A 17,340-nucleotide genomic window follows, 5' to 3' on the forward strand; every position below is an offset into this window, starting at 1 on the left:
TGTGGAAATTCAGGTTGGTGAGTGCAGGCCGGCGTTGGTGTGTTCTAAAAAGTGTGAGCTAACACCATTGACGTGGTTGAGGAATCCATTCCATCCATGCGGATAATGCCGGGCCAATGCTACTTGCCAGCCAGCGCATCCAGCGCCAGGTTCAGCTTTAGCACGTTCACCCGGTCGGGGCCGATGGGGTTGGTTTCAATCTGCTGCTGCACCAGGGCCTGCACCTGGGCCGGGGCCAGGCGGCGGGCGGCGGCCACCCGCGCCACCTGCACCAGGGCCCCCTGGGGCGAGAGGTGCGGGTCGAGGCCCGAGCCGCTGGCGGTAATCAGCTCGGCGGGCACGTCGGCGGCTTTCACACCGGGATTCTGGAGCAGAAAGGTATCCAACCGGGCCTTCACCACGGCCAGGTATTCGGGGTTGCTGGGGCCTTTGTTCGAGCCCGAGCTGGCATCGGCGTGGTAGTCGGCCGCCGAAGGGCGCGAGTTGAAGTATGCGGGCTTGTCGAACTTCTGGCCCACGTTGGCGAAGCCGACCACGCGGCCGTCGCGGCTGATTTGGACGCCTTCGCCGCGGCCGGGGGCCACTTGGGCCACGGCCCACACCAGGGCTGGGTAGAGGACGCACACCAGCACCAGCATAGCCAGGGAGAGCCGGAGGGCGGAAATAAGTTGGGTTTTCATGGAAATGCAAAAGATTTAGAGGAAGGCCCCGACAATCAGGTCAATGACTTTGATGCCGATAAAGGGCACGATGACCCCGCCCAGGCCATAAATCAGCAGGTTGCGACGCAGCAAGGCCGACGCCCCGATGGGCGTGTAGCTCACGCCTTTCAAGGCCAGCGGCACCAGGGCCGGGATGATGAGGGCGTTGAAAATAACCGCGCTCAGGATGGCCGACTGCGGCGACTTCAAGCCCATGATGTTCAGGGCCCCCAGGGCGGGGATGGCCACCATGAACAGGGCCGGCACGATGGCGAAGTACTTGGCCACGTCGTTGGCGATGGAAAACGTGGTGAGCGTGCCGCGCGTCATCAGCAGCTGCTTGCCAATCTCCACCACTTCGATGAGCTTGGTGGGGTCGTTGTCGAGGTCCACCATGTTGCCGGCTTCCTTGGCGGCCTGGGTGCCGCTGTTCATGGCCACGCCCACGTCGGCCTGGGCCAGGGCGGGGGCGTCGTTGGTGCCGTCGCCCATCATGGCCACCAGCTTGCCGGCCTGCTGCTCGGCGCGGATGTACTGCATCTTGTCCTCGGGCTTGGCCTCGGCGATGAAGTCGTCCACCCCCGCTTTCTGGGCGATGAAGCGGGCGGTGAGCGGATTGTCGCCGGTCACCATCACGGTCTTGATGCCCATTTTGCGCAGGCGCTCGAACCGCTCCTGGATGCCGGGCTTGATGATGTCCTGCAGTTCCACCACGCCCAGCACCCGGTCGTTCTCGCTGAGCACCAGCGGGGTGCCGCCGTTGCTGGCCACCGCCGTCACGCGGTCGGCCGTTTCGGTCGGAAACTCGTTGCCGGCCGCGTTCGAAAGCACCCGGATGGCGTCGGAAGCGCCCTTGCGGATGCGCGTGCCATCGGCCAGCGTCACGCCCGAGCTGCGGGTTTCGGCCGTGAACTTGATAAGCTCGGCCCCATCCAGGCGGCGGCGTAGCTGCGCGGGGTCCACCTTGTTGTCGCGGGCCAGCTCCACAATGCTTTTGCCTTCGGGAGTTTCATCGGTGAGCGAACTTAAGGTGGCAAACTCCACGAACTGGCCCATGGCCACGCCGGGAGCGGGCCAAAAATGGGTTGCCTTGCGGTTGCCAATGGTAATGGTGCCGGTCTTATCAAGCAGCAGCACGTCGATGTCGCCGGCCGTTTCCACGGCTTTGCCGCTTTTGGTGATGACGTTGGCGCGCAGGGCCCTATCCATGCCGGCGATGCCGATGGCCGAGAGCAGCCCGCCGATGGTGGTTGGAATCAGGCACACAAACAGGGCGATGTAGGCCGACACGGCCAGGGGCGTTTTGGCGTATTCGGCAAACGGCGCCAGCGTCACGCACACAATCACGAACACGAGCGTGAAGCCGGCCAGCAGGATGGTGAGGGCAATTTCGTTGGGCGTTTTCTGCCGCGAGGCCCCCTCCACCAGGGCAATCATCTTGTCGAGGAACGACTCGCCGGGGGCCGTCGTGACCTGCACCACGATGCGGTCGGAGAGCACCTTGGTGCCGCCCGTGACCGACGACTTATCGCCGCCCGCCTCGCGGATGACCGGGGCCGACTCGCCGGTGATGGCCGACTCGTCGATGGTGGCCAGGCCCTCGATGATCTCGCCGTCGGTGGGGATGATTTCCCCGGCTTCGACCACGAACACCTGGCCTTTCTGGAGCTGGGCCGAACTCACGGCCACCATCTGCCCGTCGGGTTGGCGCACGTTGGCGGGGGTGTCCTGGCGGGTTTTGCGGAGCGAGTCGGCCTGGGCCTTGCCGCGGGCCTCGGCAATGGCCTCGGCGAAGTTGGCGAAGAGCAAGGTCAGGAACAGCACCACGAACACCGTGGCGTTGTAGCCGAAGCTGCCCTGTTTGGGGTCGGGGTTGACGAGCAGGCCGAGCGTGACGAAGAGCATCACCACGGTGCCGATTTCCACGGTGAACATCACCGGGTTGCGGAACATGGTGCGCGGGTCGAGCTTCACGAACGCCTGGCCAATGGCTTCGCGGACGAGGGCGGGTTGAAAAAGGGATTGGGACTGGGTAGCCATGAGAAAAGAAAAACGGCAAGACAAAAGCGAAAAAACGGGCGCTATCCCCGGCGGGCGTACATAATGACGCAGGAACCAACCAGGCAAATGGCCGCCCCAACCCACTCGTAGCGGTCGGGCGGGCGCTGGTCGACCCACAGGCCCCACAGCAGCGAAATCACAATGAACACGCCGCCGTACGCGGCGTAGGTGCGGGCGAAGGTGGCCGGCTGGTAGGGCGGGATGACGCCGTAGAGGGCCAGCCCCACGAAGCCCAGCGCACCCACCCACCACGGCCGGTGCTCGCGCAGCCACTGCCACACCAGGTAGCCGCCCCCGATTTCGAGCAGGGCCGCCAGCAGGAAGTAGAGCATGGATTTGGTGAGGGCCACGGAGTAGAGAAACAAGGGCCAGCGGCCAATCGAAAGAGTTTAATTGGCCTAGTGCCTACGAACAGGCCACGTCAGGGCCTCGCTCGTAGGGCTTAAGGAAGGCAGTGCTCCATTTTAGCGGAGTACTGCCCGGACGTTAATACAGCGTGAAGTGCTCGGCCAGGGGCCCCAGGGCCAGGGCCGGGAAAAAAGCTAGCGCGGCGATGATCCAAATCACGAAGAAGACCATCACGCCGAAGGTGGCCGTGTCGACGCGCAGGGTGCCGGCGCTTTCGGGGATGAACTTCTTGCGGGCCAACAGCCCGGCGATGGCCACCGGCCCGATGATGGGCAGGTAGCGCGCCAGCAGCATCACGATGCCCGTGCTGATGTTCCACCAGGGCGTGTTGTCGCCGAGGCCCTCGAAGCCCGAGCCGTTGTTGGCGGCCGAGGAGGTGTACTCGTAGAGCATTTCGGAGAAGCCGTGGTAGCCGGGGTTATTTAGCCAGGAGGCGTATTCGGTGGGATGGCCAGCGTAGCCGTGCGCGGCCAGGGCGGTGCCGGCCAGGATGAGCAGCGGGTGCAGCAGGGCGATGAGGATGGCAATTTTCATTTCGCGGGCCTCGATTTTCTTGCCCAAAAATTCCGGGGTGCGCCCCACCATCAGCCCCGAGATGAACACGGCCACGATGATGAAGACAAAGAAGTTGAGGAAGCCCACCCCCACCCCGCCGTAGAAGGCGTTGGTCATCATGCCCAGCAGCGCGTTCATGCCCGAGAGGGGCGTGAGCGAGTCGTGCATGGCATTGACGGAGCCGTTGCTGGTGACGGTGGTCTGAATGGCCCACAGCGCCGAAGCGGCCGCACCAAAGCGCACCTCCTTGCCTTCCATTGAGCCCAGAGACTGATTAACCCCCAGGTGCGTAATGGCCGGGTTGCCGTGCATTTCCAGGGCCACGGTGGGCACTTGCAGCAGCAGGTAGCCGGCCGTCATCACCCCAAATACCATCCAGCCCAGCCGGGGCCGGCCCAGGTAGAAGCCGAAGGCCAGCGCCATGGCAATGGGAATGAGCACGATGGCCCCGTTCTCCACGGCGTTGGTGAAATACGTCGGGTTTTCGAGCGGGTGGGCCGAGTTGACGCCGAAGAAGCCGCCGCCGTTGGTGCCGATCTGCTTAATACCAATCAGGGCCGCGGCGGGGCCCCGGCTCACGTTCACCGAGTCGCCCTGCACCGTCACAATCGGGGCTTTGGCGGCCCAGTTCATGGGCGTGCCTTGGAATACCAGCACCAGTGCCACGGCCAACGAAAGCGGCAGCAGCACGCGGGTGATGCTCTTGACGAAGTAGTTGTAGAAGTTGCCGAGCTTGTCGTTGCTGCCTTCCTTCAGGGCATTGAACACGACCACGCAGGCGGCCATGCCGGTGGCGGCCGTCACGAACTGCAGGAACATCAGGCAGAATACCTGCGAGAAGTACGTGGCGCCCGACTCGCCGGAGTAGTGCTGCAGGTTGCAGTTCACCAAGAAAGAAATAGCCGTGTTGAACGCTTGGTCGGGCGACATCGACGGGTTGTGGTCGGGGTTGAGCGGCAGGCTGCCTTGGGTGCAGAGCACGAGCATGGCCCAGAAGAACCACACCAGGTTGATGGTAAGCAGCGCCACCAGGTGCTGCTGCCAGGTCATGCCCCGGTTGGCGTCGATACCGCCAGCGCGGAACAGCAGCCGCTCCAGGGGCCCGAGGAAATCAGTCCAGCTTTTATCGCCGCGGTAAATGGTAGCCAGGTAGCGGCCCAGCGGAATGGCCAGCAGCACCGTGCTGGCGAAGATGAGCAGGATGCCGAGTAGGTCTTTGTTCATGGAAATTGGAATTTCAGCAGGCCGTCATGTCGAGCGCCGCCGAGACATCTCGCTCGCTATCGTTGCATTGATTGAAGTAGTCTAACACGCGAGATGTCTCGGCGGCGCTCGATATAACCGTTGTGTTTTCAGAATTTTTCCGGTTTCAGCAGCACGTAGCACAGGTAGCCGAACGTGGCGAGGGCGAGCAGCAACAGGGCAAGCATCATGGTAGCGGGGGCAAAAGCGGGGGAAGAAATCAGATGCGGTCGAAGAAATCGACCGAGCGGTAAAAGAGCCAGAAGCCGGCTAGGCCCACGGCAGTCAGCAGCGGAATCATCAGAATGGGTATCATGTGAGAAAAGCGGTTAATACCCCGAAGCCGGGTATTTGAGCCGCAGCAAGCAGTGGCCCCATTCTGCACCCGTAGCATTAAAATACTTGCAAATCCCTGACTGACAGGCCAAAATATTTTGCACCTTGCCAGTTGACCGATGCGGGAGCCGGCGCGAACCGTAGCGTTTCGCTAGGGGTGAGCTAGCGAAACGCTAGTTCGTCTCCAACCTTTAAGGCAGCATGTTGCCATGCGAGCGGGCATAAGCCTGGTACAGGCCCACGGGCATTAGCTGACGGGCCAGTTGGTTGCCGTAGGTGCTGCCATCGAGGTGCAGGCAGTGCAGGTACGCGGTTTCGATGGCCGCGGAGAGGTAGCGGTCGGCCCGCCGCAATAGACTGTCGGCCACGGCGAAGCAATGGCGGAGCAGGTCAAGTTCGCCTCCGGCGACGGCCCGGCGGGTGAAGTCGGCGAAGCAGTCGAGCTGACGATACAGGCTGGTGCAGGTTTGCGGCGCGTGCAGGGCCTCGCATAGCTCGGGGAATTCGACCGTGAGCAAATCGGCCGTCTCAAGTGGGGTCATCGGAAAAGAATGAAAAGAGTGAAGCCACTCAAGTGGCGTAGCTCCTTTGCATCAAGGCTGGTACCACGGATGCCTACTTCGGGGTCCACCATTCCTGGCTACTGAATGTCAATTCATTACCATTTGTTAGGCCACTGTGCTCGGTTGGTCGTTCTGCTCGTCACCGTAGCGTTTCGCTAGGGCGATGTGCAAAACGCTACGGTGGCCGCCCGGCGCAAGGGCTGTGAACAGCCCCTAAGCGCAATTGGCAGGATTGGCCTTGGGTTTGGGGGCTGAACGAAGCCCCTTTGCGTGAAGGACCCAACACCCTGTTCGATGCCCGACCTGCTTTCCGAGATTACCCGCGCCGCCAAGGCATACTTTGCACAGGCCAGTTCCTTGCCGCTCAACGCCATCGACTTCAACGACTGGTTAGCGACGCTCCCAGTCGCCCGCCGGGCCGAAGTGACGGCGCGCGGGTTTGCCGCCAGTCAGGCCGAGCCCGACTTTCTGCGCTTTTGCCTGGAATGGCGGGGCCACGACATGTGGGGCTTCATGGCGGGGCGGCTTTCCATCGCGGCCTTTGAGTTGTGGGAGGCCAACGGTCAATTCAACGGCGATTTGCCCCCGCATGCCGTGGGGCGCTGAGTAACCCCATCAAACGCGGCTGGCCTTACAACCCAAACTCCTGAATTTTGCGGTAAAGCGTGGTGTGGGCAATGCCCAGGACCCGGGCCGCTTCGGCCTTGTTGCCGTTGCATTCCAGCAGGATGCGCTGCACGTGCTGCCGCTCGAAGTTGCGCAGCGTGCGCGGGTCGTCCGAGTCGGCATTGGCCGGACCGTGGGGCAGGGCGGCCACCTGCACCTCAATGGGTAGGTCCTCCACGTCCAGCGGCTCGTCGGTGGGCACCAAGATGGCGGCGCGTTCGAGCACGTTTTTCAACTCCCGCACATTACCCGGCCACGGGTACGTTTCCAGGGCCCGCAGCGCGGCGGGGGTAATCGTGAGCGGGCGCTGGCGCAGCTTGGCCGCAAAGTGCTGCGCGAAATGGTCAATCAGGGCACGCACGTCACCAGGCCGCACGCTGAGCGGCGGCACGGGTATTACCACCACCGAGAGGCGGTAGTACAAGTCGGGCCGAAAATGGCCCTGGTCGGCCTCCTGCTTGAGGTTGCGGTTGGTGGCGGCCACGATGCGCACGTTCACCCGGGTGGGCTTGGTGTCGCCGAGCTTGGTGAACTCCTGCGTTTCCAGGGCCCGCAGCAGCTTGGCCTGCGCCCCCACTTCGAGTTCCCCGATTTCGTCGAGGAACAAGGTGCCGCCGCTGGCTTCCTCAAACAACCCTTTTTTGTCCACCGCCGCGCCGGTGAAGGCCCCTTTGCGGTACCCAAACAGCTCCGATTCCAACAAATCCTTGGGGAAAGCGCTGCAGTTCAGGGCCACGAATGGCTTGGTGCGGCGCGGGCTGGCGTAATGAATGGCTTGCGCAAACAACTCCTTGCCCGCCCCCGTGGGCCCTTCCAGCAGCACGGCCGCTTCGGTGGGGGCCACTTGCTGCGCCATCTTTTTGGCCTGCTCTAACACCGGTGCTTTCCCAATTAAGGCGTCGAAGCTGTACTGCTCGCCCACTTTCTTCTCCAGCGCGGCCACGCGGCGCCGGAGCCGTGCCTGTTCGGCCGCTCGGTCCACCACTACCACCATCTGCTCGTCGGCGTCGCCCTTGGTCAGATAATCGAAGGCCCCGAGCTTCATGGCTTTTACCCCATCGGCAATGGTGCCAAAGGCCGTCATTAGCACCACTTCGGCCAGCGGGGCCAGCGCCTTATAACGCGGCAGCAGGTCGAGGCCACGGCCGTCGGGCAGCTTCACATCGGATAGGATAACGCCGATGTCGTCGGCGTGCTCGCGCAGGGCATCCAATCCCCGGTGGGCATCCGGCACCTGAAGTACAACGTAGCCTTCCAGTTCCAGGGTGCGGGCCACGGCCTGACGCAACAGGGGTTCGTCGTCGATGAGCAGGATGGTTCCGGTGTGCATCAGCAAGGTTAGGTAGGGTGCAAAGGTGCCACGCAACTGGTCAGAAAGATAGCGGTTAGACGCAGATGGGGTAAATAACCGTTGCCCTTCTAGGTCTGGTTTGTCCAAAGCAACGGGCTTTTAAACAATGGCAAGAATAATAAAAGCGACAGGTCTATTCACGAAAACTGGCATACGTGTTAACTACCTGTTCACACATAAATTCACTAGCCAGCTGATATGGCTAGGTGTATAGTCCCAGCATGAGGTGGGTGGGGTCACGCATGAAGATAGTAGGGGTTAAGCGCCATTGTTGGCAAACCAATTCGTGTGGGGGTTTGCCTCGTAGCCGCTCAAGCCGTTTACCGTAGTTGTAAGCCAGTAAAAAGGCTTGCAGGTGCTCATTGAGTTGGGCCGTGGTTTGGCACTGGTACTGGTACTGGTACTGGTACTGGCGCACCGTGGCCTCTTTCCAGGTGCGGTTGAAGCGCTGCCCATTCGTCCACGGACGGGCGGGCTTGGTGAAGCGGTGCTCGATGCCGTGCTCGATGCCGCGCTCGTCGCAGACACGGTCAAAAATGTGCCGCCAGGCGTAGGCCCGGCGGGGCAGGGTGCCGGATTGGGTACCGTTGTCGGTCAACACTTTAGGCACTGGGTAGGGAATGGCGGCCAGCACCCGCCGCAAAAAGTCAGCGGCCAGCATTTTCGTGGCCCGGGGGTGCCATGCGGCAAAGGCCGGCTTGCTGGTGCGGTCAAGGGCGGCGAAGCGGTACACTGTACCCGCTTCGGTAGGCACTTCGGCGAAGTCGACGCGCAGGTAGCCAATCGGGTAATCCTTAAATTTCTTTTGCTTCTCCGCGGGCTCCGGAGCCGGCAGGCGGCCGAGGCCGTGGCGTTGAAACAGGCGGTGCAGGGCCGAGCGCGCGCGCGGTGGGATGGTTTCCTGCAGGGCGTAGCGGCCGTCATCGAGCGGCGGTTGGGTCTGCTGGCGAAAAGCGCCCGCGCCCGCTTCCCGCTCGGCGGTAAGCACGGTGGAAACCGGCTTTGGCCCCGTCGGCGCGGCTGTAGTCGTGCTGCGGTTGCGCCACTTGGTCACCGTTTTCACATTGACCCCGTGGCGTTTCGCTAAGCTTTGCGCGCTTTCCGGACTTTGCTGGATGCGGCGTCGCACTGCCGGCGTTGTACGGGCGCTGCCGTGAAGTACTTGTCCCATAAGTACTGGCGAAGTTCGGTACTGAAAATGCCTCCACTTACATGCTGGGACTATACATGTAGCCAGCCGGCTCGCCCGGCAGGCCCTTGCCTTTTACTTAACAATGCAATGTCATGAAGAATTGCTGGCCCGCGGCGTGGCTGCTGCTGGCGGCCTGTCAGCCCACCCGCACGGTGCTCATCCGCAACTACAGCGCGCAGCCGCTGACCCTGGTTTTTCCGGCGGTGCTGCCCGCCGCTTTCCGGCCCGGCACGCCCCACGCCCTGCGCTTCGCCGCCACCGGGGCCGGGCAGGACACGGTGCTCCGCTACGGTCCCACCAGCTGGTCGAAAACCGACGAAGCCCAGCTGCGGCAGGTGCTGGCCCAGAGCCGCCTGGTGGTGGGGCTGGATACCGTAGCCCTGGCCCCGCACGGCGAGCTGATTACCCGCTACCGGGTGCCGGTCAAGGAGTTCTACGTCAGAATTAACGGGCCGAAGCCCGGCGCGGAGCCAGCTGCGAAGGTGCGGTAAGCCGGTTCGCCTGTTGTGTTTTTTGACTTGTCTTCCCCGCTTTCGCGCATGAAAAAGTCTGCTTTTTTGCTCATGGCCTGCTGCCTGACTGCCGTGCGCGGTTTTGCCTAGACGGGTGTTGTTAAACAAAAAGGGGAAATCCGCCGAGTCGGCGGATTTCCCCTTTTTGTTTAACAACACCCAGCGATTTTAGATGGCCGAGGTGCCGCCGTCTACCGCCAACTCCACCCCATTCACAAAGGTCGAGTCGGCGGAAGCCAGGAATAGCGCCACCGTCGCAATCTCCTCCGGGCGGCCCATCTTGCCCCGCGGGATGAGGGATTCGAACTGCCGCATGGTCTCCGCGTCGAACATTTGCTCCTGAATCGGAGTGGCAATCTGCCCCGGACTCAGCACGTTTACCCGAATACGCCGGTTCTTCAGCTCGTTGAGCCAGGTGCGGGCGAAGGAGCGCAGCGCCGCCTTGCTGGCCGAATACACGCTGTAATCCGGCCAGCCCTTGACCGACGCAATCGAACCGGTCATGATGATGGAGCCGCCCTCGTTGAGTAGCGGCAGCGCTTTCTGCACCGTGAAGAGGGTGCCCCGCGTGTTCAGCCCGAAAATGCTGTCGAAGTCCTTTTCCGTGACCTGCCCCAGCTTGCGGGCTTCCCCGCCCATGCCGGCGCTGGCGAATAGCACGTCGAAATTACTCTTTTCCCGCTTTACCGTCTCGTAAAGGCGGTCCAGGTCGTCCAGGTTGGCCGCGTCGCCCTGTACGCCGGTCACGTTCTGGCCGATGGCCCGCACGGCCTCGTCCAGCCGGGCCTGGTCGCGGCCCGTGATGAAGACGTAGGCACCTTCTTTCACAAATAATTGGGCCGTGGCCAAGGCCATGCCCGACGTGCCGCCGGTAATGACGGCCACTTTTCCAGTGAGTTTTCCCATGTTGTTGCGTTGATTAGTTGGATGGAGTGGTTCTTTTTCTTTGAATGACTGCCGAGCTGCGCCGGGCAAGCAGCGTGTTCCCTCACCTGGTAGGGCCGGTGCCGGCTCGGCCAGCCGCGACCAGGTAAGAGCCGCGATTTAGTGCGCCTGGTAGGCCACGGCGAATTCCTGGGCAAACTCGGCCAGCTTCACGGTGCCCAGCGGGGGATTGGCGCGATGAAAATTGGCCAGCGCCGTGCCGTCGTGCATCGTTGCCTCCATGTCCACCAAACTTTGCGCGAACGTCGCCGGCATTCCCATCCCTTTGTACTGGGCCAGCATCTGCTCCGGGGAAATAACCGTCCAGTGGAGCGCGGGGACCCCGATGGCGGCTCCCAGGAGGCGGGCCGCTTCGTTGCACGTCATTTCGTCGCTGCCCACGTAGCGAATCGAGCTCGGGGCGGCGGAAACCAATTCCTCGGCGGCCACGGCCGCAATGTCCTGGGGCGAGACAAAGACGAGCCGGTCGTCGCCGCCATACGTCGCCGTGAGCTGGCCGGTCTGCCGGATGGCCGGCAGGGACATATAAAAGTTGCTGTAAAAATAGGCCGGACGCAGAAACGTGACGGCGACATTTGTTAGCGGCGCAAACACGTCTTCCACGCTCGATGACGGCACCAAATCAGCGGCCCAACCGCTCAGTAACACCGCCCGTTTGATACCCGTGTGCTGAATGGCCTGCACGTAATTCGTGGCGATTTCGCGCAGATACGCCGATTGGTCCTGCGCGGTGAAGCTGAAGGGAATCATGGCGTACAGGGCCTCTGCCCCCGTGAACGTTTGCCGCAAGAAGGCGGCATCGGTCAAGGACCCAATTGCGGCGGCGGCCCCCAGGCGATTGATTTGCGCTACTTTGGCCGGGTCGCTGCTGATGACCGTGACGCGGTGCCCGTTGCGGACCAGCGTCTCGGTAAGGGGACCGCTGACGTTTCCAAGCGAGCCGGTGACAATTATGTTCATGTTAGGTAAGTTGGGTTGGCAAAAGCCCGACGCCGGAAGGAGTAAGCTTTTCTCGATTGGTTTCATAAGGAAACTAACAAAAGACACTTTTAGTTACTAAAAGCAGTTATTTTCTCGTACAAGCTGGTTACCTCCCCGCAACCATTGTCTTTTTCCCAACCCTGTTCCCATGCGTGACGCCGCTTTTCACACCTCTACCTGCTCCATGACCCGCACAATGGGCGTACTGGGCAGCAAATGGAAACCCATTATCATCGTGATGCTAACCCAGCGGCTGCGTTTCGGGCAGCTCGCGCAGCATATGCCGCTCATCTCGCGCAAGGTGCTCACCGAGCAGCTCAAGGAACTGGAGGAAGACGGTATCGTGCGCCGCGAAGCCTTCGCCGAACTGCCGCCCCGCGTCGAATACTCGCTCACGGCGCACGGGCTGGCCCTGCTGCCCATCCTCGACCAGCTCTGCACCTGGCACAGCACCCCGCCCGCGGCCGTGGCGGACAGCTTATAAGTGGGTGTTGTTAAACAAAAAGGGGAAATCCGCCGACTCGGCGGATTTCCCCTTTTTGTTTAACAACACCCACTTATAAGCGGCCTCTCGGGAAAGTAGTGATTTTGGCCTCCCGGCGCGGCGGGCTACTGGGGTGGTACTTTGCCGTGCTCAGCGTTTGGTGTAGAATCTCACCGGCTCGTCGGTTACCTGGGAAAGCATCAGTTCGCTGGCGACGTAGCGGGCGTATACGGCCTCGGCAACGGGGCCCGGCGCTGCGCCCTGGGCCTATGACAAAAGTTATGCACTCGGCTGACTTTTGTCATAGGCCCCAGAATAACTGCCGCTGACCTTTGTTAAAATTTTGGGGTTCTCGTTACAACGGGGCAAATCCCCCTTGTCCCCTGCCTATGAATCCTACTCAAACAGCCCCCGTGCCGAGCAGCCGCCGCGACGGAACCGTCAGCGCCCCTATGACCGTTATTTCCGCGAGTCCGGTGGTGCTGGCCGCACCGGGCCGGGGCGAGGACTTACAAGTGCGCGTGTCGGCCCCCGCGACCGGGCGCGACCTACCAATCATTGTCTTCTCGCACGGCAACGGGAACTCCCTGGACGGCTACGCCCCGCTGGTCGAGTTCTGGGCGGCGCACGGCTTCGTCGTAATGCAGCCCACCCACCTGGACTCGCGGATGCTCGGCCTGCGGCCCGAAGACCCCCGGACTCCCCGCATCTGGCAGTTCCGCGTGGAGGACCTCCAGCGCATCCTCGACCACCTCGACTTGCTGGAGGCCGCCGTGCCGGGGCTGGCGGGCCGCCTCGACCGCAGCCGCATCGCCGCGGTCGGGCACTCCTGGGGCGCGCAGACGGTGAGCCTGCTGCTGGGCGCGCGCGTGCTGGAGCCGGGGGGCGGCCTGGGCGCGGACATGACCGACGCGCGCATCCAGGTGGGGGTGCTGCTTTCCGCGGGCGGGGGCGATTTAACGCCGTCCGCGGCGCAGCAGTACCCGTTCATGAACCGCAGCTTTGCCCAGATGACGACCCCGGCCCTCGTGGTGGCGGGAGATAAAGACATCTCCCACCTGACTGCTCGGGGGCCCGACTGGTTCACCGACCCGTATTTCCTAAGTCCGGCCGGCAAGTGCCTGGTGACGTTGTTCGGGGGTGAGCACCTGCTGGGCGGAATTTCCGGGTTCCGGGTGACGGAAACGTCGGACGAGAACCCGGCGCGCGTGGCGGCGGTCCAGCAGCTCACCGGGGCCTACCTGCGCAGCGCATTCTACCCCGACGACCCCGCCTGGCCCGCCGCCCAGGCCGCGTTGCGGGATAGCCCCCAGCCGTTGGGGAAGGTAGTGTGCAAATGAGCGCGGGGCAGCGCCCGCTGAGCTTACTCCCCCTCCCGCCGCAATTGATAGCACTCAAACCGGAATTTGGCTAAAGCGCCCCGCGGCCGGGGCCCTGACCTTTGTCCCTCGCCAGGGCGGCAACTCGTTTCTTAAACTACTCATCTCATGGACAACGTATTGGCTGCGAAAACCACGACCCCCTTTCTGCTAGGAGGCGACTTGCCGGTTAACCGGCTCGGCTACGGCGCGATGCGCATCACCGGGCCCGGCCTCTGGGGTCCCCCGGCCGACCGGCCGGCCATCCTGGCGCTTCTGCGCCGGGTAGCGGAGCTGGGCATCACCTTCATCGACACGGCCGATATGTACGGTCCCTTCGAGGGGGAAAAACTGATTGCCGAAGCCCTGCACCCCTACCCGGCCGGGCTGGTGATTGGCACCAAGGGCGGGGTCGTCACCTTTGCCCCCGGCCGGGAGGGTACGCTGCTCGACGGCACGCCGCAGCACCTGCACGAGGCCCTACATGGCAGCCTGCGCCGCCTCAAACTGGAACGGATTGACCTCTACCAACTGCACCGCCTCGACCCGCGGGTGCCGGCTGAGCGCACGTTTGCCTTTCTGGCCGAAGCCCAAAACAAGGGCCTGGTGCGGCACCTGGGCCTGTCGGAAGCAAATGTCGAAGATATCAAGCTGGCCCAGCAGCATTTTTCGGTGGCCTCGGTTCAGAACCGTTACAGTCTCTTCGACCGGGCGGCGGAGCCCGTGCTGGCTTACTGCCGCGAACAGGGCATTGCCTTCATTCCGTACTTCCCTATCGGCGGGGGCCAAGTGCAGGAAACGGACCGCGTGCAGCAAGTAGCCGCCCGGCACCAGGTGTCGGTGCGGCAGCTCGCCCTGAGCTGGCTGCTGCACCACGCGCCCAACATCCTGCCCATTCCGGGCACCACCAGCTTGGCCCACTTGGAAGAGAATATGCGGGCCGCCGCTGTGCAGCTGACCGCGCAGGACATGCAGGAATTAGATGCCCTGAGCTAGCCGTTCGTTTCTAGAGCGGCCAGAGTTGGGTGTTGTTAAACAAAAAGGGGAAATCCGCCAACTCGGCGGATTTCCCCTTTTTGTTTAACAACACCCCCAGACGGCGGATAAGGCCCTCGGGGTCTGGCTCAGTGAGGACCGGAACAGTAAAATCGAGCTGTTCAAAGCCGGCAGCACCTACTCCGGCCGGCTGCTCTGGGCCACGGATATGTACGGGCCGGAGGGCAAGACCTCCCAAAAAGACGACCAGAACGTCGAAGTCAGTCTGCGCGGCCGCGAGCGCAAAAACCTAGTCATCATCTCCGGCCTCACCTACGGCCTTGGTTAAAAGTTTGGTCCAAAAGTTAATCGGTAAGCTTGCCGCACTATACTTATCGATGGGTGCACAGGACCACGCTATACGGGCGTGAATAGTTATAGCAGGACACTCGTACACAGCACGAAGTGGACTTTTGGACAAACAATAATTGGACTTTTTAACAAAGTTAAGGCTGTTTTTTCGCCGGACCTTTGTATCGTACCTGCTAAACGATACACTGATGAAAAATCCGGCAACAGTTTTGGTAACGGGCGGCACCGGCTTTGTGGGCGCGCAGTGCATCCTGGCCTTGTTGCACCAGGGCTACCGCGTCCGAACCACGCTGCGCTCCCTGGCCAGCCAAGCCAGCGTCTTGGAAACGCTGAAGACCGGCGGCACTACGCCGGGCCACCAACTGGAATTTGTGGAAGCCGACCTGACCAGCGATAAGAACTGGGCCGAGGCCCTGCAAGGCTGCGCCTACGTGCTGCACGTGGCCTCGCCCCTCTCGTTTGCTACCCCCACTGACGAAAGCGCCCACCTCAAGCCCGCCGTGGAAGGCACGCTGCGGGTGCTAAAGGCCGCTCGCGACGCGGGCGTGAAGCGGGTGGTGCTCACGTCCAGCTTTGGTGCCGTGGGCTTTAGCCACACCGACCGCACGACCGAAACGACGGAGGTGGACTGGACCGACCCGCAGCTGAAAGGGTTGTCAACGTATGAAAAATCAAAAGGGCTAGCCGAACGGGCCGCCTGGGAGTTTATCAAAAACGAAGGCGGTGCGCTCGAACTAAGCGTTATCAATCCGGTGGCCATCCTGGGCCCGTCCTTGGGCAGCCACACGTCCGGCAGCTTCGACATCATCCGGCACTTGGTAGATGGCTCGCTGAAGGCGGTGCCGAACATTCCGTTGAATGTGGTCGATGTGCGCGACGTTGCCGATTTGCACGTGCGGGCCATGACCACGCCGGCGGCCAACGGGCAGCGCTTCATCGCCTCGGCCGACGGACAGATTTCGATGCCCGAGATTGCGCAGCTTCTCCAGCGAAAGCTGCCTGAACTGGCCGAAAAGGTGGCGACGAAAACAGTGCCCGATTGGGTTATCCGGTTCGCGTCGTTGTTTAATGCACAAGCCAAAACGGGGGCCATGTTTTTGCAGGTAAACCGCCGGGTCAGCACTGCCAAAGCCAAGCAGCTATTAGGCTGGAAGCCGCTGGCCACCAACGAGCAGGCGATTCTAGCGGCTGCGGAAAGCCTGATTAAGTACCAGCTCATCGAATGAGCGACGCCGCCAGCCACGTAAGCGTTGTTGTACGGGCGAAGACCCTCTTGTTTAACCTGCTTGCTTGCTTCTTTTTAACCGCAAATAGTATGGCGCAGACGCTGGACACGGGCAAACCCCCGGAAGCCGATAAGGTCCTCGGCCGGTGGGTGAGCCAGGCCCAAGACTCCCAAACAGAAATCTTCAAATCCGGCGGCACCTACTCCGGGACGCTGCTGGCCGGCTGGGGCAATAACCTGTACGAAAAAGATGGTAAAACCTTGAAAAAGGACACCAAAAACCCGGATGCGGCCTTGCGCAGCCAGACGCTGCTAAATGCGGTGATTCTGTCCGGCCTGGAATACCGGGACGGAGAATACCAAAACGGTCGCTGCTACGACGCGCGAACGGGCAAAACCTTTGGCTGCACCATGCGGATGCGGGGAGAGGGGCTGGAAATCAGAATTTACTGGAAGTTCTCGCTGCTCGGCGTGACGAAGAAATGGACCAGAATACCAGGCTGAGCGCAGCCGGGGGCCCCGCGCAGCGGGTCAGCACGTCCATCGCGCCGGAGCAATTCGTGCCCGACCACCTGTTTTTGTATATTTTAGCCGGCGAGCTGCGAGTGTACGATGGCAGCCAGCGCCTAACGCTCCGAACGGGCGATTACTACCTGGTGCGCAAAAACCGCCTGGTGCGCTACGACCCGGCAAGCGCGGGTGCCGACTGCGAAATGACGTTCTTCTGTTTTGAGGAAAAATTTCTTCAATCGTTTCAGGCGAAGCACCAAACAGCGGCGAAAAAAACCAGGCACTCCGACACCTTCGTGCCGATAAACCAGCAGGAAATCATCCCCGCTTTTATTCGTTCGCTCCCGCACTACTGGGACGCTTCCGGGAAAATAGCCGACGTATTCGCCGACGTGAAATACGAAGAACTCCTACTGATTCTGTTGCAAAATCAGCCGGAACTCGCGGACATCCTGTTCGACTATGGACTACCGGGGAAAATCAGCTTGGATAAGTTCATGAACCGGAATTTTACCTTCAATGTCGGCCTGCCGCGATTCGCTTTTCTAACGGGGCGCAGCCTATCGGCTTTCAAACGGGACTTTCAAGCGATTTTCAACCAAACCCCCAGCCGCTGGCTGGTGCAAAAACGCTTGCAGGAAGCGTATTTTCTGCTTGCTGAAAAAAACCAAAAGCCTTCGGAGATTTATTTTGACCTGGGCTTTAAGGATTTATCTCATTTCTCGTTTGCCTTCAAAAACAGGTTCGGTCTGGCCCCGTCTGCGCTTATCAAAAAGAAGCATATGAAGTAGCGCTGGACGAGTAGTAGATGCCCATTAACCGTAAGTATGTTAGCTACTCAGCTTGACTTGGCTAGTAAGCAGCTGCCTTCCCGGCTTCCAGTTTTCGGTGGGCGGAAAGGTA

At 61.6% G+C, this 17,340-nt stretch carries 18 protein-coding genes and 1 pseudogene; 9 read left to right on the forward strand and 10 right to left on the reverse strand.

Going from position 1 to position 17,340, the window contains the following annotated elements; genetic code table 11:
- Positions 1-119 precede the first annotated feature (119 nt).
- The 6 genes from kdpC to AXW84_RS21900 form a co-directional block, all read right to left on the reverse strand.
- On the reverse strand, positions 120-680 hold the full coding sequence (gene kdpC / locus AXW84_RS21875) for a potassium-transporting ATPase subunit KdpC (protein ID WP_068238443.1): 561 nt from the start codon (positions 678-680) through the stop codon (positions 120-122).
- 15 nt (positions 681-695) lie between these two features.
- Positions 696-2,741 carry a potassium-transporting ATPase subunit KdpB gene (gene kdpB / locus AXW84_RS21880; RefSeq protein WP_068238445.1) on the reverse strand — a complete coding sequence of 682 codons (2,046 nt, stop codon included), beginning with the start codon at positions 2,739-2,741 and terminating at the stop codon, positions 696-698.
- Positions 2,742-2,782: 41 nt separating this feature from the next.
- Positions 2,783-3,112 (reverse strand): YnfA family protein, encoded by a 330-nt coding sequence (locus AXW84_RS21885; RefSeq protein ID WP_068239912.1) that lies wholly within the window; start codon positions 3,110-3,112, stop codon positions 2,783-2,785.
- Positions 3,113-3,248: 136 nt separating this feature from the next.
- Positions 3,249-4,949, reverse strand: a complete 1,701-nt coding sequence (kdpA, locus tag AXW84_RS21890; protein WP_068238447.1) for a potassium-transporting ATPase subunit KdpA — start codon at positions 4,947-4,949, stop codon at positions 3,249-3,251.
- A 128-nt stretch (positions 4,950-5,077) separates the two neighbouring features.
- On the reverse strand, positions 5,078-5,158 hold the full coding sequence (gene kdpF, locus AXW84_RS26645; RefSeq protein WP_068238449.1) for a K(+)-transporting ATPase subunit F: 81 nt from the start codon (positions 5,156-5,158) through the stop codon (positions 5,078-5,080).
- A gap of 336 nt (positions 5,159-5,494) precedes the next feature.
- Complete coding sequence (locus AXW84_RS21900) at positions 5,495-5,845, reverse strand: DUF7674 family protein (protein WP_068238451.1); 351 nt, start codon at positions 5,843-5,845, stop codon at positions 5,495-5,497.
- A gap of 315 nt (positions 5,846-6,160) precedes the next feature.
- Between AXW84_RS21900 and AXW84_RS21905 the strand changes: the two genes are divergently transcribed.
- A complete protein-coding gene (locus tag AXW84_RS21905; protein WP_068238453.1) occupies positions 6,161-6,472 on the forward strand; it encodes a hypothetical protein in 312 nt (103 codons plus the stop codon).
- Between the two features lie 25 nt (positions 6,473-6,497).
- On the opposite strand, the gene AXW84_RS21910 is transcribed toward AXW84_RS21905, so the two are convergent.
- Both AXW84_RS21910 and AXW84_RS21915 read right to left on the reverse strand, forming a co-directional pair.
- A complete protein-coding gene (locus AXW84_RS21910; RefSeq protein ID WP_068239914.1) occupies positions 6,498-7,862 on the reverse strand; it encodes a sigma-54-dependent transcriptional regulator in 1,365 nt (454 codons plus the stop codon).
- A 223-nt stretch (positions 7,863-8,085) separates the two neighbouring features.
- Positions 8,086-9,054, reverse strand: coding sequence for a DDE-type integrase/transposase/recombinase (locus tag AXW84_RS21915; protein ID WP_068238455.1), 969 nt, complete (start codon positions 9,052-9,054; stop codon positions 8,086-8,088).
- A 113-nt stretch (positions 9,055-9,167) separates the two neighbouring features.
- Between AXW84_RS21915 and AXW84_RS21920 the strand changes: the two genes are divergently transcribed.
- Positions 9,168-9,566: a hypothetical protein gene (locus AXW84_RS21920; RefSeq protein WP_068238457.1), complete on the forward strand. Its 399-nt coding sequence runs from the start codon at positions 9,168-9,170 to the stop codon at positions 9,564-9,566.
- A gap of 189 nt (positions 9,567-9,755) precedes the next feature.
- Here the strand turns inward: AXW84_RS21920 and AXW84_RS21925 are convergent, their stop codons facing one another.
- Together AXW84_RS21925 and AXW84_RS21930 are read right to left on the reverse strand one after the other, a co-directional pair.
- The gene (locus AXW84_RS21925) at positions 9,756-10,493 is read right to left on the reverse strand and encodes an SDR family NAD(P)-dependent oxidoreductase (RefSeq protein WP_068238459.1); all 738 of its coding nucleotides are present in this window, start codon (positions 10,491-10,493) and stop codon (positions 9,756-9,758) included.
- Positions 10,494-10,631: 138 nt separating this feature from the next.
- A complete protein-coding gene (locus AXW84_RS21930) occupies positions 10,632-11,492 on the reverse strand; it encodes an NmrA family NAD(P)-binding protein (protein ID WP_068238460.1) in 861 nt (286 codons plus the stop codon).
- 169 nt (positions 11,493-11,661) lie between these two features.
- On the opposite strand from AXW84_RS21930, the gene AXW84_RS21935 reads away from it, so the two are divergent.
- From AXW84_RS21935 to AXW84_RS21960, 7 genes and pseudogenes are all read left to right on the forward strand, one after another.
- The gene (locus tag AXW84_RS21935) at positions 11,662-11,997 is read left to right on the forward strand and encodes a winged helix-turn-helix transcriptional regulator (protein WP_068238461.1); all 336 of its coding nucleotides are present in this window, start codon (positions 11,662-11,664) and stop codon (positions 11,995-11,997) included.
- Positions 11,998-12,386: 389 nt separating this feature from the next.
- Positions 12,387-13,337 (forward strand): alpha/beta hydrolase family protein, encoded by a 951-nt coding sequence (locus AXW84_RS21940; RefSeq protein ID WP_068238462.1) that lies wholly within the window; start codon positions 12,387-12,389, stop codon positions 13,335-13,337.
- Between the two features lie 147 nt (positions 13,338-13,484).
- Positions 13,485-14,351 carry an aldo/keto reductase gene (locus AXW84_RS21945; protein WP_068238464.1) on the forward strand — a complete coding sequence of 289 codons (867 nt, stop codon included), beginning with the start codon at positions 13,485-13,487 and terminating at the stop codon, positions 14,349-14,351.
- Between the two features lie 130 nt (positions 14,352-14,481).
- Positions 14,482-14,679 (forward strand): annotated as a pseudogene (locus AXW84_RS23690) (hypothetical protein); the annotation flags it as partial.
- A 211-nt stretch (positions 14,680-14,890) separates the two neighbouring features.
- On the forward strand, positions 14,891-15,928 hold the full coding sequence (locus tag AXW84_RS21950) for an SDR family oxidoreductase (RefSeq protein WP_068238465.1): 1,038 nt from the start codon (positions 14,891-14,893) through the stop codon (positions 15,926-15,928).
- Positions 15,925-16,431 carry a DUF2147 domain-containing protein gene (locus tag AXW84_RS21955; RefSeq protein WP_082774047.1) on the forward strand — a complete coding sequence of 169 codons (507 nt, stop codon included), beginning with the start codon at positions 15,925-15,927 and terminating at the stop codon, positions 16,429-16,431. The genes AXW84_RS21950 and AXW84_RS21955 overlap by 4 nt, the downstream gene beginning before the upstream one ends.
- A complete protein-coding gene (locus AXW84_RS21960) occupies positions 16,410-17,228 on the forward strand; it encodes an AraC family transcriptional regulator (RefSeq protein ID WP_068238469.1) in 819 nt (272 codons plus the stop codon). The genes AXW84_RS21955 and AXW84_RS21960 overlap by 22 nt, the downstream gene beginning before the upstream one ends.
- Positions 17,229-17,340: the final 112 nt, after the last annotated feature.

It is taken from the genome of Hymenobacter sp. PAMC 26628 (assembly GCF_001562275.1).
In the GTDB taxonomy this organism is placed as follows: domain Bacteria; phylum Bacteroidota; class Bacteroidia; order Cytophagales; family Hymenobacteraceae; genus Hymenobacter.

Coding starts and splice junctions, on each gene's coding strand:
- kdpB (WP_068238445.1), bottom strand. CDS start 2,741: ATGGCTACCCAGTCCCAATCCCTTTTTCAACCCGCCCTCGTCCGCGAA.
- AXW84_RS21910 (WP_068239914.1), bottom strand. CDS start 7,862: ATGCACACCGGAACCATCCTGCTCATCGACGACGAACCCCTGTTGCGT.
- AXW84_RS21950 (WP_068238465.1), top strand. CDS start 14,891: ATGAAAAATCCGGCAACAGTTTTGGTAACGGGCGGCACCGGCTTTGTG.
- AXW84_RS21915 (WP_068238455.1), bottom strand. CDS start 9,054: ATGGGACAAGTACTTCACGGCAGCGCCCGTACAACGCCGGCAGTGCGA.
- AXW84_RS21960 (WP_068238469.1), top strand. CDS start 16,410: ATGGACCAGAATACCAGGCTGAGCGCAGCCGGGGGCCCCGCGCAGCGG.
- kdpF (WP_068238449.1), bottom strand. CDS start 5,158: ATGATGCTTGCCCTGTTGCTGCTCGCCCTCGCCACGTTCGGCTACCTG.
- AXW84_RS21905 (WP_068238453.1), top strand. CDS start 6,161: ATGCCCGACCTGCTTTCCGAGATTACCCGCGCCGCCAAGGCATACTTT.
- AXW84_RS21935 (WP_068238461.1), top strand. CDS start 11,662: ATGCGTGACGCCGCTTTTCACACCTCTACCTGCTCCATGACCCGCACA.
- AXW84_RS21955 (WP_082774047.1), top strand. CDS start 15,925: ATGAGCGACGCCGCCAGCCACGTAAGCGTTGTTGTACGGGCGAAGACC.
- AXW84_RS21930 (WP_068238460.1), bottom strand. CDS start 11,492: ATGAACATAATTGTCACCGGCTCGCTTGGAAACGTCAGCGGTCCCCTT.
- AXW84_RS21940 (WP_068238462.1), top strand. CDS start 12,387: ATGAATCCTACTCAAACAGCCCCCGTGCCGAGCAGCCGCCGCGACGGA.
- kdpA (WP_068238447.1), bottom strand. CDS start 4,949: ATGAACAAAGACCTACTCGGCATCCTGCTCATCTTCGCCAGCACGGTG.
- kdpC (WP_068238443.1), bottom strand. CDS start 680: ATGAAAACCCAACTTATTTCCGCCCTCCGGCTCTCCCTGGCTATGCTG.
- AXW84_RS21920 (WP_068238457.1), top strand. CDS start 9,168: ATGAAGAATTGCTGGCCCGCGGCGTGGCTGCTGCTGGCGGCCTGTCAG.
- AXW84_RS21945 (WP_068238464.1), top strand. CDS start 13,485: ATGGACAACGTATTGGCTGCGAAAACCACGACCCCCTTTCTGCTAGGA.
- AXW84_RS21900 (WP_068238451.1), bottom strand. CDS start 5,845: ATGACCCCACTTGAGACGGCCGATTTGCTCACGGTCGAATTCCCCGAG.
- AXW84_RS21925 (WP_068238459.1), bottom strand. CDS start 10,493: ATGGGAAAACTCACTGGAAAAGTGGCCGTCATTACCGGCGGCACGTCG.